This is a genomic window from Mesorhizobium sp. WSM4844, assembly GCF_055811775.1.
This window is the reverse complement of the sequence record NZ_JBVVQB010000095.1, coordinates 1-13345: the sequence shown is the minus strand read 5'-3', so window position 1 is coordinate 13345 and position 13345 is coordinate 1. Positions and strand designations below refer to the sequence as shown.

Below are 13345 nucleotides of genomic sequence, written 5' to 3'. Positions count from 1 at the left end.
GTAGGGCAGTAGGGCAGTAGGGCAGTAGGGCAGTAGGGCAGTAGGGCAGTAGGGCAGTAGGGGCTAATTTCCCTACTCCCCTACTCCCCTACTCCCCTCCCAGTGGCGCCACGGCCGGTCCGTTCAAAGCCGTGCCATCGATTGCAAAATGCGAGCCGTGGCAGGGGCAGTCCCAGCAGCGCTCGAGGGAGTTCCAGTGGACATGGCAGCCGATATGCGTGCATGCGGCCGAGCGCTTGTAGAGCGTGCCGTCGTCATCGCGAAATGCGGCGATTTTGGTGAGCCCTTCGCGGACAATGGCACCTTCTCCCGGTCGCAGCTTGTCGACGGAATCGATTTCGCCGGGCGCGATATGTTCGGCAAAGCTCTTGATCGCCGTCGCATTCTCCGACAGGTAATCGCCGATCGCGCCTGCCGTCTTGCGCGACGGCTCATAGAGTTCGCGCCAGGGAGTTTTCTCCTTCAGAATCAGGTCTGAAATCAACAGGCCGGCGACGACGCCATGGGTAATGCCCTGGCCGGAATCCCCGGTCGCGACAAAGACGCGGCTGTTACCAGGATTGCGGCCGATGAACCCCGCATAATCGACGGTCTCCATCACCTGCCCGGACCACCGGTTGGTTTCCACGCCGACATCAGGCACCAGCCTTTTGGTCCAGGCCGCCAAGGCCGCGAAACGGTCGCCGGCATCATCGGCCTGCCCTGTCTTGTGGTCTTCACCCCCGACGATCAGGAAGTCGGTCCGACCTTCGCCAGGCTGAAGCCGAACATAGTGATAAGGGTCTTCAGTATCCCAATACAGCGCATCTGGTATGGTATCGCGCGCGATCTCGAAAGACATCGCGTAGGTTCGATAGGGCGCTTGCTTGGTGTGGAGCGCGACCCGATCGTTGATCGGCGAGTTGGTGGCGACAACGGCCGACTTGGCAGATACGCTTGAGCCTGAAACCGTGGTGACGCGCACGCCGCCATCGGTCTCCTTGACCTTTTCGACGATGGTATCGGCATAAAGCACGCCGCCGCGCGCGCGGATACCTACCGCCAGCCCGCGGAGATATTTGAGCGGGTGGAAGGTCGCCTGATTAGCGTATCGAAGCGCCTGCGCATCCGAAAAGCCAGCAAACGGCACGCCCCTGGTCTTCTCGACGTCGACACCGATTTTCAGAGCGGCGTCCAGCTCGCGCGTGATATCGGATTCCTGGCTACCGGAAGCCGGAAAGAGAAAGCCGTCGAGGCGCCGGAAATCGCACGCGATACGCTCCGTCTCCTGGATGGATTGGACACGGTCGATAGCGGCCGATTGGCTTTCGTAGAAAATCCGCGCCAGATCCTCGCCGCGCAATTTGGTCAGCTCCGAAAAATAGTCGTCGCACATGGATGACAGGTGCGCAGTGGTGCGAGCCGTCATGCCGCTTCCGATCCGGCCGCGATCGAGGACAGCCACCTTCTGGCCGGCGACGGCCAGTTCGTAGGCGACCGACAGTCCGGCAATCCCAGACCCGACGACCACGACATCGACCTGTTCGTTTTGTCCGAGCGGCACCGCATCGGGCGCGACTTCGGTCGCCGCCCAGAGCGATACAGTCCTTTCCTGGCTGACATTCATCGGCTGAACCTCCCATGCACGACGTTCGGTAAACGGGTGCGAGGATTCAAAGTTCCTCCAGGCCTTTGCGGCGGCCCTGGTCGTCAGAGGCTGTTTCGAAATTCGCTCCGGCGAGTCATATGGTGGTGGTTTCGAGAACCGGAGCGGAGCGGACATTTGGGTCCGTGAGCACCGGAAGCGCAGAAAACGCCATCAGGTGGCCGCCGGAGTAGAGTTTCCAAACAGTCTCTCAGACCAAAAGCGTCGCGCTGCCCCAGGCGATCAGGGCGATGCCAGTTGCCCGGCCAACCCCCGGGCCGGCAGGAAACAGCTTTTCAACCAGCACCAGAATGGCGAGCGCGGCGATCCACACCAGGTTCATGATGCCACCCACGAACAACAGCGCCATCAGCATCCAGCAGCATCCGACACAAAACGCTCCGTGCAATGAGCCCAGACGCAGCGCGCCAACTGCGTGGGGACGCCAGTGCCGGGCAAGGAACGCCGTCGGTGCCCGGCAATGCGACAGGCAGGCGTTCTTGAAGGGCGAGAGCTGATAGATCCCCGCGCCGATCAGGACGATGGCTGAAAGCCAGCGGCTCTGCGAACTCATCATCGTCGCCGAAACGAAGGCTTCGCGTTCGAGCAGCCAATGCAATGCGGTTGCCGCGACGGAGAACCCCAGCCAGACCAGGAGGTAGCCTGCCATGAACACGCCGGTCGGCGCGAGCTTGTCCTGGATCTGACCCTGTGCCAGCGCATGGCGATGCACGCGCGCATAGAGCAGGATGGTCGGCGCCGCACTCGGCGACATCATGGCGATCATCATGACCCACCACATGGCGATCATCAGCGCCCAGTTCGCGGCCCCCCAGGCCCGCGGCTCCGTCGCAATCGCGCTCATGTCCATGCTGGACATATCCATGCCAGACATGTCCATGCCGGGCATGTCAGAGGTCATATCGGATGTCATGTTCGGAGGTTGCAGGTGGGGGAATAACGCGAGCCTCGACATCTCCCACGCATTCATGCCGATCCCTGCGCCGGCGGCGATGTAAAGCCAGGCCAGCAGGCACAGCGCCACCACGCCCGCAATCGTGATGACGCGGTCGCGCCTGAGCAGCCGTTCCAGTGGCGACCCGCCGTCCATGCGCCGCGTCAGGCTCGCACCACCCCGTGATTGTTGAGATGCAGCCGCGCGAACTGGCCGTAACTGTCCTTGGTGGTCACCTGAACCGGCCCGCTGGTTGTGCTCGAAGCGCTGCCGATCTCGGCGACCGCATATTCGAAGCCGTTCGGCAACACGATCTGGGCGCGCGAGTCCGCGCCCGTCACCTTGTTGCGGATCGGTTCGCCGATCGTTTCGATGTAGTCCTTGACGAAGATGCGGCCCCTGCGGCCGTCGACATCGAGGTCGAGATCGATCCTGGTGAAAACCGGCTCATTCATTTTTGTCACGGTTGAGGCGTAGACGGCGAACATCGTCGCAAACGGGTCGGTGTCCTGGCCGGTCATGATGCGCAGCAGCGCGTTACGCTGCCGGTCGGTTGCCTTCTCGTCGACGAAAGCGATGGCTTCGCCGTTGCCTTCGTGGATCGCGCCGGGCCATTTGAAGATCGCGGCGATCCGCAAGCCGTCGAGGACGGTCTCGCCATGATGACCTTCATCGATCTGGATGCCGGCCACGGCATGGCAATGGCCCTTGTCGGGCAGCGCATTGAATTGACAGTTGCAGCCATATTCGCAGGTGCAATTGACGAGTTCGCGCCCCTTAATTTCCCAAGACGTCATGCTGTCCTCCCTGATCTCGAAATATTAGACCATCATCATACACCTGGACTCTTCCCTCTCAAAGGCGCACCCTTAAAAAGGCGAAACCCAAGCGAGAGTTTCGTCCAAGGCTTCACATGTTTGAGATGCGCCGCTGATTGCTTGACCTGTCCGGATAATCTCCGGGTGGGGCAACGCTCATTGCGCCTATCCGTGTTCAGGCTGCGGCCTAAGGCACGCGCAGCCTGTTTCCGGATCAACTGGGAGGAAACAACATGCCTGATCTTCAACGCAGAGAACTTCTTGTTCAGGGAAGTGCTGCCCTCGCCGCAATTGCTGCTCTCTATACCTCGCGTCGGGCTTACGCTTTTCCAACACGGGCGAGCGAGGAGGTTATTCGGTGGCTGGACCAGCCGACCGAAAATCCCGATCCGGTCGGCATCCAGAAGCAGCTTGTCTGGGAGGATCTGGACAGCTGGATAACGCCAAACGACAAGTTCTTCAGCATCTCGCATTTCAATCGACCAACGATCGACGAGAAGACATGGTCGATGGAGATCGGCGGCCTGGTCAAGAAGCCCTTGAAACTGACCCTCGCCGACATCAAGGCGCGGCCGCGCCAGGAGGTCGTTTTCACAGTCGAATGCTCGGGCAACCACGGTTTTCCGTTTTTCACCGGCGGCATCGGCAATGCCCGCTGGGCAGGGACGCCGCTCGCCCCGATCCTCGAGGAAGCCGGCGTTCTGGAAAATGGCATCGAGGTGGTCTTTTTCGGCACTGACACCGGCGAGGTCGCCATCCGCGACGTCAAGATGCAGCAGAACTTCGCGCGCAGCATGTCGCTTGCCGAAGCGACGAACCCAGACAATCTGCTCTGCTATGAAATGAACGGAGCCGCCTTGCCGGCGGCCAATGGTTTTCCGCTGCGGCTGATTGCTCCGGGCTGGTACGGCATCGCCAACGTCAAGTGGCTGGAACGCATCGAGGTGCGCGACACCCGCTTCATGAGCCTTCTGATGGCGCGTGACTATGTCACCATCCGCGAGGAAGAGCGCAATGGCGAGACCGTGTGGACCGAGGACTCAGTCGGGCGAGCGCTGATAAAGTCGGCGCCCGCGAAGGTCACCCGCAAGGACTCGGACTACCGCATCATTGGGGCAGCCTGGGGGGCACCGATCGATCGGGTCGAAGTGCAAATCGATCAAGCGCCATGGGCACCGGCGACCATCGACCGCAGCGAGGAGGCCGAACACGCCTGGAAGATCTGGTCCCTGGATTGGCCAAATCCGTCGCCTGGAGAACACACGGTGACCTCGCGCGCGGTCAGCACCACGGGACAGGTTCAACCGGCAATGGACGATCCCTTGATTGCCAAGAAACACACATACTGGGAAAGCAATGGCCAGGTGACGCGCCGCGTGCGTGTCGTTTGATAGACTTTGCGGGAAGGTGAAGCAGGCAGCGCCTGATCGCAGACTGGTCGCCAGCGTCAGTCCTTGGATGCCGTGATGACGAGCGCCGGCATGTCGAAAGCGACGGCGCCGGCTGCTGTCACGTAAGGCATAAGAGCCCGCTCGGCCTCCTCCAGAAGCCGCTTGAACTGCTCGTTGTCCAAAAGCCCGCCCAACGTCCAGATGCAGGCTCTTTCAGTCGAGATCAGCGTCTCGATCGAGGCAAAACGGACCGTTCCGCGGTGCCGCTTCACCTCGGCACGCTCTATGCCTGCCTTCGCGCAGAGCGAGCGCAGTAACTCCGCATCGCCGAGCACAAAGGGCGCCCGGAACGCGTTGGCAACGCCGCTTCCAAACAGCCGTTCAAGCATACCCGCCACTGCGGCATAGCCGGGCGACTGGTCGAGCGGTCCGCAGACCGCGACGGCGAGCCGGCCGCCGGACTTGACCACGCGCATCATTTCCCGCAGTCCGGCTGCGCGATCGTCGAAGAACATCAGGCCGAACTGGCTGACTGCGGCGTCGAAGCTTTCATCCGGGAAAGAAATCTGTTCGGCGCGCCCTTCTCGCCACTCGATGCGAGTGCTTTTGCGGCGGGCAACGCAAAGCATATCGGGATTGGGGTCAAGCCCGACCACCTTGCCCTCCGCGCCAACGCGGTCGAGGGCCGCGAGCGCCAGCACACCCGTACCGCAGGCGATGTCGATCACGCGGTCGCCCCTCCCTATTCGCGCCTCGGCGGCGACGATAGGCCCCCATTGTCGGAACAGCGCTGGGACAAACAGTGAGTCGTAGATTTCAGCCGGAGTTTTCGATGTCTTGCCCCGGTGGGTCTGGGCCGCCGCTTGCTCCGATCCCGGCGTTGCACCTTCAAGGAACACTGCGTTGGATCGGGTTCCGGCGACGCGAAGCGCCTTCAGCGGCTCGTATTCGGGCGATGAATACCAGCGCCGGGCATGCTCGCCGTCGGCAAATTCGACGATGACCGGATAGACCGGCTGCCAGTCTCCTTCGACAAGGTCGGATTTCCCGCCCAGCACCAGATAGCGCCCCCCATACTGTTCAACCGTTGCAAAGACCCCTGCCAGATACTGCTCGACCTTGGCCTGGTCGGTGATTTCAAGCACGTCGAAGAAGCAATAGGTAGACATGGCCGACCTCCGTTGATCGCATGGACTCCACGGGATGCGCGGTGGATATGCTGTTCGGCGCATAGTAGACTTGGCCATGGGCACGCTCCATGACCCAGCGTCTCGATCGCTTGCCGCAGCGTCCGTTCTGGCGCGATCGCCTGGGCGGCCACCGGAAGAGGGCGTTGCCGATGCCGCACCTTCGGCCGCGCCGGACAAGGATGTGCTTTCGGATGTGCTGCGCGTGGTAAAGCTCACCGGCGCGCTTTTCTTCTGGGTCGATACCTCTTCGCCCTGGAGCGTGGAAGTGCCGCGGGCGGATTCATTTGCCCATCTCATCCTGCCGCACGCCCAACACGTGATTTCCTACCACATCATCACCCAAGGATCGGGCTCGGTCAGCATCGGTGACGATCCGCCGATGGAGTTTGCCGAAGGCGACATACTTGTGATCCCGCATGAGGATTCGTACGCGATGTGCAGTGCGCCCGGAGTGCGATCAGGTTTGAGCCCGGAAGATTCGCTCGATTTCTTTCGCGCCATGGCGGCCGGACAACTGCCCTTCGTGGTCAACGAAGGTGGCGACGGCCACCTCCTGACCAGATATGTCTGCGGTTTCCTTGGTTGCGATGCAAGGCCGTTCAATCCTCTGCTCGGGGCCCTTCCTCCGCTGATCCGCATCCGGCGCGCGGCCGGCGCACCGAGCGATCTGCTTGACCGGCTGATCGAGCTGACGCTGGCAGAGGTGTCCGTTCAACGGCCAGGCGCTGAATGCATCCGCCTGCGCCTCAGCGAGCTGATGTTCGTTGAGGTCGTTCGCCGCTATCTTGAGGCACTGCCGCCGGAGCAGACCGGCTGGCTGGCCGGCTTGCGCGACCCCGCCGTCGGCCGGGCTGTTGCGCTTGTCCACGAGAATCCGGCGCGTGGCTGGACAATTGAAGAACTCGCACGCGAAACCGGCGTCTCGCGGTCCGTCCTTGCGGCCCGCTTCACGCGTCTCGTCGGCTGCCCGCCGATGCAGTATCTCACGCGATGGCGCGTACAACTGGCCGCACGACTGCTCACTGATGGGCTGGCCAAAGTCTCGGCGGTGGGGCGTGATGTCGGCTACGAGTCCGAAGCGGCCTTCAGCCGAAGCTTCAAGAAGCTCGCGGGCGTCTCGCCGGCTGGCTGGCGCGACGGCCGGCGCGGATAGCGGGCGGCCGGAGGCCGACCCTCCCCCTACCCCTCCATCGTGTTGATCTCGGCATCGATCAGGCACCAGGGCGCATAACGAAAATCGCGGATCTGGACGACCCGCTCGTCCCGCCATTCGACCAGCATGAAGCCATGCACCGCGCCGTCCGGCTCCTGCGGGTTGCGGATCAGGATCGCCGGCCTGCCGTCGACAAAACCCAGCGACAGCGCCCAATCGCTGATGCGGTCGTAATTGCCGAAATAGGTCGACACTTCGGCCTTGCCGCGCATGCGGAGGCGGCTGACCAATTCGAGCTGGACATCCTCGGCGATCAGCGCTCTGACCGCGTCGAAGTCGCGCGCGTTGAACAGATCGACGTAGCGGCGCAGCCGTCGCTCGTCATCGGCGTCGAGCCGTGGCGCGGCGACGTGCTCAGGCTGCGATGCCAGCAGGCGCAGCTGCGCCCGCCCGCGATGCAGCGCCGCCTTGGTGGCGGCCAGCGTCGCGCCGGTCACCTCGCAGGTCTCGTGCAGGGAAAGGCCAAGCACGTCGACCAGGATCACGGCGCTGCGCTGCGCCACCGAGAGCTGCATGAAGCTGCGCAGGCCGGCCGCAGCGGCGAGCCTTGAGTCGGCGCTGCCGGAAGGATCCTCGATCGTGGTCATGTCGGTCTCGGTCATGCGCGACCTTTCCCGATGGCGCCGGCGCAAATGGTCCTGCGCGGCATTATGGGCGATGCGAAACAGCCATTGCTCGGGCCGCTCGACCGACGTGCTGCCGTCGACCGCCTGCAGCGCTTTGATCAGCGTCTCCTGGACGATGTCTTCGCCGTCGATCACCGAGCCGGCCATGCGGGCGCAGTAGCGGTGCAGTTTTGGGCGGAACCCGGAGAGCATCGCCTCAAGCGCCGGCCGATCGAATTTCGGTTGGATCATGGCGTCCATTCTATCCGGCCTTGCTCTCCTCAAGCACACGGTAGTTGCCGATGATTTTGGCAGGCGATCGCTTGACCGGCGTCGAGCGCCGTTCCGCATGGTTTTGCGTGAACGCCTCGAAGGCCGCAAGCCCGGTCAGCGCAGATGTGTCATTTCCCTCGCCGACGACATGGACGAACTCGCCGTCGTCGAGTTCGAGCACGAGATAGCGCACGCTCTGCGGCGCCGTCTCATCCAGCGTCTCGAACACTTTTGCCACCAGCGCGCGGTTCTCTTCCAGCCCGGTGTCTTTCACGCTGTAGCGAATGAGTTTGTAGCCCATGGTTCGTCTCCTGAATGGTTGGTCTGAGCAGAAGACGTTTCGCGTTCCCGAAAAGATTCTCGCACGCTATATTTTTTTTGACCGCCCGGATCGACTTCCACCTGCGGACGGCTACGCAGCAGCCATCGAGGAGCAGGAGTGACGACCATGCACATCCAGTTTGCCGAACTGCCGGTATTCGACCAGGACCGCGCCAAGGCGTTCTACACCAGGCATTTCGCCTGCAAGGTCGCGGCCGACGAGAAGATGGGCGATAGCGGCTGGCGCTGGATCGAGCTGAAATTTCCCGGCGCCGTGACGAACCTGCATTTCGTGAGACGCGCCGACGACACGCCAGGCGCGGAGCCGGTGCTGGTGCTGGTCGACGACGACGTCGAGGCCACGATCGCCGCGTTGAAGGCGGGCGGCGTCGAGATCATTACCGAACCGCAGGAGGCGCCCAGGCAGCCAGGCCGCACGGTGGCGGAATTTCGCGACAGCGAGGGCAACCGCATGGTGATCGGCAGCCAATGAGCGGGTGCAGCCGGAAAACGGCCACTTAAGCAGCCCCGGCCTTGTGCGCCAAAGCATGCCTCGGCTGGTAGAGGCCAAGCGAGCCGCCACTGGGAAGCGAGACATGCGTGAGCAGGCCCCAGCCTTCATCGGCGACCGAAGTGCATTCAACATCGTGCGATTTCAGCTCTTGGATTGTGGCATTGATGTCTTCGCACGTGAGATAGACTTCGTGGCTGTCGACTTCGGCGGCCGGGTGAACGGCAATCTCGGCCGGCGGCAATGCGAAGATCAACCAGCCTTCGCCAGCATCGACTGCTGGAAAACGTAGGACATTGCGAAAAAATGCGCGGTCTGCCTCGGCATCCGTGCTGTAGATGATGATGTGTGCGCCGGAAATCATGGCTCCTATCTCCCTGAAAGTGATGCGAACAAACTATTGCCGTTGCAAACGACGTTTCCGCCCGTCGACAGCCGCTCGATATCGGCAAGCTTCAGTTGGATATAGGTCGGCCGGGCGTGATTGCAGGTGCCGAAACCCGGCGTTGCTTCAAAGACCGACGCCTGCCAGACCTCACGCCATCAGCGGAAGGAGCTGGAGATGCTGTTCGCGCGCCTGCCGCCATCACCCGGCCATCGGTTTAGAGTCGACCTGGCGCGTGTTTTGGCTCTGGTCGGCGACGGGGGCGGCTGGGGCATCGATCCGGCTCAGAATGTGATCCGAGATGCCGCGCGCGATCTCCCGCTCGCCCATGATGATCAGGTCGGCGCCGAACTTCGTCAGGTAATCCACTTCGGCATCGGAATGCGCACGGGCGATGATCTCGAGCCTTGGATTGATGGCATGGGCTTGCTCGATGAGATTGCCGCTCTCGAACGGATTGGGAATGGCGCTGATCAACCAACGGGCTGAGGCAACGTTGGCCGCCTCAAGCAGTCCCGGCTGGGCGGCATTTCCCGCAATGACATCAACGCCGCGGGCGCGCAGCTGTTCTACTATCACTTGCCGTTCCTCGATCACCAGGTACGGCTGCCTTGCCTTTTGCAACGTCTCCGCGACCAGGCTGCCGACCCGTCCATGGCCGACAAGCACCGCGTGGTCTGTCAGGCTGGTAGCCGCGAGTTCGGGCGGTTCGGCTTTGCCTTCTTGCGCGGCAATGGTTTGCTCTCGCGCTTTCAGCCACGGCGTCAGCCGATCCAACGCCGCAAACAGCAGCGGGTTGACGAGAATCGAAAGGATGGCTCCGGCAAGCACCAGGTCACGTCCAGCCTCTGGAAGAAGCGCGAGGTCGACACCCAGTCCCGCCAGGATGAAGGAGAACTCGCCGATTTGCGCCAGGCTCAGGCCGAGTGTCAGGGCCACGTGGGACGGATAGCCGAACATCAATGCGATGGCCGATGCGGCCGTGGCATTGCCGATGACGATGATCAAAAATGTCACGCCGACGAGCAGCGGCTGCTCGACCAGGATCATCGGGTTGAACAGCATGCCGACAGAGACGAAGAAAAGCACGGCGAATGCGTCGCGCAGCGGCAGCGTTTCCTGAGCGGCCCTTTGGCTCAACTGGGATTCGGCAAGGATCATTCCTGCGAAAAACGCCCCAAGAGCAAACGAGACGCCGAACAGCTCGGCTGCCCCGAAAGCGACACCAAGGGCGATCGCCAGCACGGCCAAACGGAAAAGCTCTCGCGAGCCAGTGTGAGCAACGTAGTGAAGGATCGGCGGAATGACACGTCGCCCGACGACAACCATGATCGCGAAGAAAGCCGCCAATTTGCCCAGCGTAAGCCCGATCGCGCTCCAGATGGTCTGCGGCTCAAACAATGTGAACAGGTCATTGCCGTTAAGGTTTGCGCCGTTGACATTGCCACCGAGCACGCCGGCGAAGGCCGGCAACAGCACGAGCGCGAGGATCATGGCGAGGTCCTCTACGACCAGCCAGCCGACTGCGATGCGTCCGCCGTCGGTTTCGAGCTGCCGCATTTCCTGCAGCGCCCGTAGGACCACGACTGTGCTTGCAACCGACAGGGCCAGCCCAAACACCACTCCGGCTCCGATCGGCCAGCCGATCGCCTGCGTCACGAGGAGCCCGAGCATGGTCACCAGAGCCATTTGACCGACAGCGCCGGGAAGCGCGATCTTTCTTACCGACAGCAGATCGTTCAGCGAAAAATGCAGCCCTATGCCAAACATCAGCAGGATCACGCCGAGTTCGGCGAGTTGACGCGCCAGCGCCTGGTCGGCAACGAAGCCGGGTGTGAACGGGCCAATCAAGACTCCAGCCACGAGGTAGCCGACCAGTGGCGACAGGCGAAGTCGGTTCGCCAACGTGCCGAGGATGAAGGCGAGTCCGAGGCCGGCGACAAGGGTTGCGATAAGTGGCGCCTGAGGCATCTTCCCAATCCGGTTTCCGGCCACGCTTGGCGCTCGGGTCACGCGTTGCACGAGCCAGAGATAATGGACCCGGGGATAATGGACTAAGACGCGGCGGTCTCAACATCTTTCACGCAGCGAACGGAAACGAGCCGGTCGGAGCGACCGTTAGTGGCCGTCGTGCTCGCCGTGGCCATGTCCATGGCGATGATCGGCATCCGCGTTCGCCAATCCTATATTCGCTGCCGCAAGCGCCGGCATGTGCTCGAACAACTCGTGTTCCAGCGCTGCGGTGATCTTCTTCGCTTCGCTGACCGGCAGGCTTTCTTCGACGGCGATGGCAATGTCGGCGTGCAGCCTGTGACCGATCCACCGCGCCTTGGCCTCGACAATGCGCGCTGCCGGCACATGCGCGGCGGCATGGTCGATGTCGCCGATGACTTCAGGATCTATACCATCGAGCATGCGGGTCAGCACCGAGCGCGCCGACTGCCAGACGATGCCGAAGATGGCAAGCGTGATGAGCAGGCCGACGATCGGGTCGGCCAGCGCAAAACCGAGCCAGACGCCGAACGCTCCGAGGACCACGGCAAGGCTGGTCAGGCCGTCGGTGCGGGCGTGGTAGCCGTCGGCAATCAGTGCGGCGCTGTTGATTTCGCGGCCGACGCGGATGCGGAACACCGCGACGGCCTCATTGCCGAGAAAGCCGACAATTCCAGCCGCCGCCAGCCAGCCCAGATGCGTCACCACGCGGGGATTGATCAAGCGGTCGATGGCCTGGTAACCGGCGACGATGGCGCTGAACAGGATGATCCCGACGATGATCATCCCGGCCAGGTCCTCGACCCGGCCCAGGCCATAGGTGAAGGTCGGCGACGGCTTGCGCCGGGCCAGCAGGAAGGCGATCCACAGCGGAATGGCGGTGGTGGCGTCACCGATGTTGTGGACCGTGTCGGCCAGCAGCGCCACGCTGCCCGACAGCGCGACCACGACCATCTGCATCGCCGCGGTGATTGCCAGGATGACGAACGACCATTTTATCGCCCATATGCCTCGGTCGGTAGTCGCAATGGTCGCATCGATCACCCCGTGGCTATGCGACCCGCTCACATGATCGTGATGGCCATGACCATGCGCGGCGTGATCGCGCGGCCCGAACCCGAACCAGTCGAGGATGCGCGCGCCGAGCACAGGCATTTGACGGCTCACAAATATTTCGCCAGTTGCTTGAGTTCCGCCAGCGAGTTGCCGCCGGCTTCCGCGGTGTCCGTCAGGCAATGCTCGATATGATCGTGGATCAGTTCGCGCTTTGCGCTGCTGATGGCGCTCTCCACGGCGTGGAGCTGCTGCGCCAGGTCAACGCAAGGACGATGCGCCTCGAACATCGACAGCACCGCCGCAAGATGGCCTTGCGCGCGCTTCAGACGCTTCACGATAGCCGGATGCGAACGATGGATGCCTTCGGACATGCCTGTTTTGTATCCTCCCCGGGAGGATCCAGTCAAATCTTCTTTTGAGCTCACCTTGCCGGCGAGCCCGTCACAAATCGAAGAAGGACTCTTGCGGGTAACCCGCCGGCGGCGGCGGCCCGTATTATTTCGTGACCATGTTGCGCCGGAACCTTCCCCTCGCACCAGCGTTCGGGGCCCTGTATTCGCGATGCCTTATACTTAGGCAAACCTGGTAGGCGACGGGCGAATACCGGTGGGGAGGCAAAAAGCATGGGTCGGGGAGGAGCATGTTGTCATGTCGAACCGTGAAATTGGAACGTCCCACACATTGGGGCTGCGCATCGCTGATCTCAAAGCCAGGATGCGGAGCGCCCGGATTACCGAGCACGAGATAAAAATTTTTCAGAAGGTAGCCGCTGTCATGGGAGCAGGTGAAGGCTCCCTGCGGATCGATGCCGACGACCTGATTGCCGCATCTTTTGTTGTCGAGGACGAGCCCAGGGCAAACTGACGATCGTGGCGCCCCCGGCGATCAGCGTCGGGGCGCGTGCGAGGCTCGAAATGTTGGCGCTCTACGGCGCCCCCCTCTGTCCTGCCGGACATCTCCCCCACAAGGAGCGAGATCGGCAGCTTTGCCAACCGCGCCTCTTTTTCAAAG

General features: G+C 62.4%; 14 protein-coding genes. 4 read left to right on the top strand and 10 right to left on the bottom strand.

Going from position 1 to position 13345, the window contains the following annotated elements; all coding sequences use genetic code 11:
• Window positions 1–88 precede the first annotated feature (88 nt).
• The 3 genes from AC0L2A_RS34955 to AC0L2A_RS34945 all read right to left on the bottom strand — a co-directional run bounded on the left by AC0L2A_RS34955 (window position 89) and on the right by AC0L2A_RS34945 (window position 3376).
• Complete coding sequence (locus AC0L2A_RS34955) at window positions 89–1606, bottom strand: FAD-dependent oxidoreductase (RefSeq protein WP_473612739.1); 1518 nt, start codon at window positions 1604–1606, stop codon at window positions 89–91.
• Window positions 1607–1835: 229 nt separating this feature from the next.
• On the bottom strand, window positions 1836–2735 hold the full coding sequence (locus AC0L2A_RS34950) for a DUF2182 domain-containing protein (protein WP_473612737.1): 900 nt from the start codon (window positions 2733–2735) through the stop codon (window positions 1836–1838).
• A gap of 8 nt (window positions 2736–2743) precedes the next feature.
• The gene (locus AC0L2A_RS34945) at window positions 2744–3376 is read right to left on the bottom strand and encodes a DUF1326 domain-containing protein (RefSeq protein WP_473612736.1); all 633 of its coding nucleotides are present in this window, start codon (window positions 3374–3376) and stop codon (window positions 2744–2746) included.
• A gap of 254 nt (window positions 3377–3630) precedes the next feature.
• On the opposite strand from AC0L2A_RS34945, the gene AC0L2A_RS34940 reads away from it, so the two are divergent.
• On the top strand, window positions 3631–4788 hold the full coding sequence (locus AC0L2A_RS34940; protein ID WP_473612735.1) for a sulfite oxidase: 1158 nt from the start codon (window positions 3631–3633) through the stop codon (window positions 4786–4788).
• A gap of 56 nt (window positions 4789–4844) precedes the next feature.
• Here the strand turns inward: AC0L2A_RS34940 and AC0L2A_RS34935 are convergent, their stop codons facing one another.
• Window positions 4845–5957 (bottom strand): DUF1330 domain-containing protein, encoded by a 1113-nt coding sequence (locus AC0L2A_RS34935; protein WP_473612733.1) that lies wholly within the window; start codon window positions 5955–5957, stop codon window positions 4845–4847.
• Between the two features lie 76 nt (window positions 5958–6033).
• On the opposite strand from AC0L2A_RS34935, the gene AC0L2A_RS34930 reads away from it, so the two are divergent.
• On the top strand, window positions 6034–7131 hold the full coding sequence (locus AC0L2A_RS34930; protein WP_473612732.1) for an AraC family transcriptional regulator: 1098 nt from the start codon (window positions 6034–6036) through the stop codon (window positions 7129–7131).
• Between the two features lie 26 nt (window positions 7132–7157).
• On the opposite strand, the gene AC0L2A_RS34925 is transcribed toward AC0L2A_RS34930, so the two are convergent.
• Together AC0L2A_RS34925 and AC0L2A_RS34920 are read right to left on the bottom strand one after the other, a co-directional pair.
• Window positions 7158–8048 carry a sigma-70 family RNA polymerase sigma factor gene (locus AC0L2A_RS34925; protein WP_473612731.1) on the bottom strand — a complete coding sequence of 297 codons (891 nt, stop codon included), beginning with the start codon at window positions 8046–8048 and terminating at the stop codon, window positions 7158–7160.
• A 10-nt stretch (window positions 8049–8058) separates the two neighbouring features.
• Window positions 8059–8370: a hypothetical protein gene (locus AC0L2A_RS34920; protein ID WP_023799082.1), complete on the bottom strand. Its 312-nt coding sequence runs from the start codon at window positions 8368–8370 to the stop codon at window positions 8059–8061.
• A 147-nt stretch (window positions 8371–8517) separates the two neighbouring features.
• Between AC0L2A_RS34920 and AC0L2A_RS34915 the strand changes: the two genes are divergently transcribed.
• On the top strand, window positions 8518–8883 hold the full coding sequence (locus tag AC0L2A_RS34915; RefSeq protein ID WP_473612740.1) for a VOC family protein: 366 nt from the start codon (window positions 8518–8520) through the stop codon (window positions 8881–8883).
• 25 nt (window positions 8884–8908) lie between these two features.
• On the opposite strand, the gene AC0L2A_RS34910 is transcribed toward AC0L2A_RS34915, so the two are convergent.
• The 4 genes from AC0L2A_RS34910 to AC0L2A_RS34895 all read right to left on the bottom strand — a co-directional run bounded on the left by AC0L2A_RS34910 (window position 8909) and on the right by AC0L2A_RS34895 (window position 12705).
• Window positions 8909–9265, bottom strand: coding sequence for a VOC family protein (locus AC0L2A_RS34910; RefSeq protein WP_473612729.1), 357 nt, complete (start codon window positions 9263–9265; stop codon window positions 8909–8911).
• A 222-nt stretch (window positions 9266–9487) separates the two neighbouring features.
• Window positions 9488–11257, bottom strand: a complete 1770-nt coding sequence (locus AC0L2A_RS34905; protein ID WP_473612728.1) for a cation:proton antiporter domain-containing protein — start codon at window positions 11255–11257, stop codon at window positions 9488–9490.
• Between the two features lie 147 nt (window positions 11258–11404).
• Entirely contained in the window at window positions 11405–12433 is a 1029-nt protein-coding gene (locus AC0L2A_RS34900) for a cation diffusion facilitator family transporter (protein WP_473612727.1), read from the bottom strand.
• 8 nt (window positions 12434–12441) lie between these two features.
• Entirely contained in the window at window positions 12442–12705 is a 264-nt protein-coding gene (locus AC0L2A_RS34895; RefSeq protein ID WP_027154260.1) for a metal-sensing transcriptional repressor, read from the bottom strand.
• 277 nt (window positions 12706–12982) lie between these two features.
• On the opposite strand from AC0L2A_RS34895, the gene AC0L2A_RS34890 reads away from it, so the two are divergent.
• Complete coding sequence (locus AC0L2A_RS34890) at window positions 12983–13198, top strand: hypothetical protein (protein ID WP_287222894.1); 216 nt, start codon at window positions 12983–12985, stop codon at window positions 13196–13198.
• The last annotated feature ends 147 nt before the right edge of the window (window positions 13199–13345 follow it).

Excerpts from the sequence above, each read along its gene's own strand:
- AC0L2A_RS34955 (WP_473612739.1), bottom strand. The coding sequence starts at position 1,606 with ATGAATGTCAGCCAGGAAAGGACTGTATCGCTCTGGGCGGCGACCGAA.
- AC0L2A_RS34950 (WP_473612737.1), bottom strand. The coding sequence starts at position 2,735 with ATGGACGGCGGGTCGCCACTGGAACGGCTGCTCAGGCGCGACCGCGTC.
- AC0L2A_RS34945 (WP_473612736.1), bottom strand. The coding sequence starts at position 3,376 with ATGACGTCTTGGGAAATTAAGGGGCGCGAACTCGTCAATTGCACCTGC.
- AC0L2A_RS34940 (WP_473612735.1), top strand. The coding sequence starts at position 3,631 with ATGCCTGATCTTCAACGCAGAGAACTTCTTGTTCAGGGAAGTGCTGCC.
- AC0L2A_RS34935 (WP_473612733.1), bottom strand. The coding sequence starts at position 5,957 with ATGTCTACCTATTGCTTCTTCGACGTGCTTGAAATCACCGACCAGGCC.
- AC0L2A_RS34930 (WP_473612732.1), top strand. The coding sequence starts at position 6,034 with ATGGGCACGCTCCATGACCCAGCGTCTCGATCGCTTGCCGCAGCGTCC.
- AC0L2A_RS34925 (WP_473612731.1), bottom strand. The coding sequence starts at position 8,048 with ATGATCCAACCGAAATTCGATCGGCCGGCGCTTGAGGCGATGCTCTCC.
- AC0L2A_RS34920 (WP_023799082.1), bottom strand. The coding sequence starts at position 8,370 with ATGGGCTACAAACTCATTCGCTACAGCGTGAAAGACACCGGGCTGGAA.
- AC0L2A_RS34915 (WP_473612740.1), top strand. The coding sequence starts at position 8,518 with ATGCACATCCAGTTTGCCGAACTGCCGGTATTCGACCAGGACCGCGCC.
- AC0L2A_RS34910 (WP_473612729.1), bottom strand. The coding sequence starts at position 9,265 with ATGATTTCCGGCGCACACATCATCATCTACAGCACGGATGCCGAGGCA.
- AC0L2A_RS34905 (WP_473612728.1), bottom strand. The coding sequence starts at position 11,257 with ATGCCTCAGGCGCCACTTATCGCAACCCTTGTCGCCGGCCTCGGACTC.
- AC0L2A_RS34900 (WP_473612727.1), bottom strand. The coding sequence starts at position 12,433 with ATGCCTGTGCTCGGCGCGCGCATCCTCGACTGGTTCGGGTTCGGGCCG.
- AC0L2A_RS34895 (WP_027154260.1), bottom strand. The coding sequence starts at position 12,705 with ATGTCCGAAGGCATCCATCGTTCGCATCCGGCTATCGTGAAGCGTCTG.
- AC0L2A_RS34890 (WP_287222894.1), top strand. The coding sequence starts at position 12,983 with ATGTCGAACCGTGAAATTGGAACGTCCCACACATTGGGGCTGCGCATC.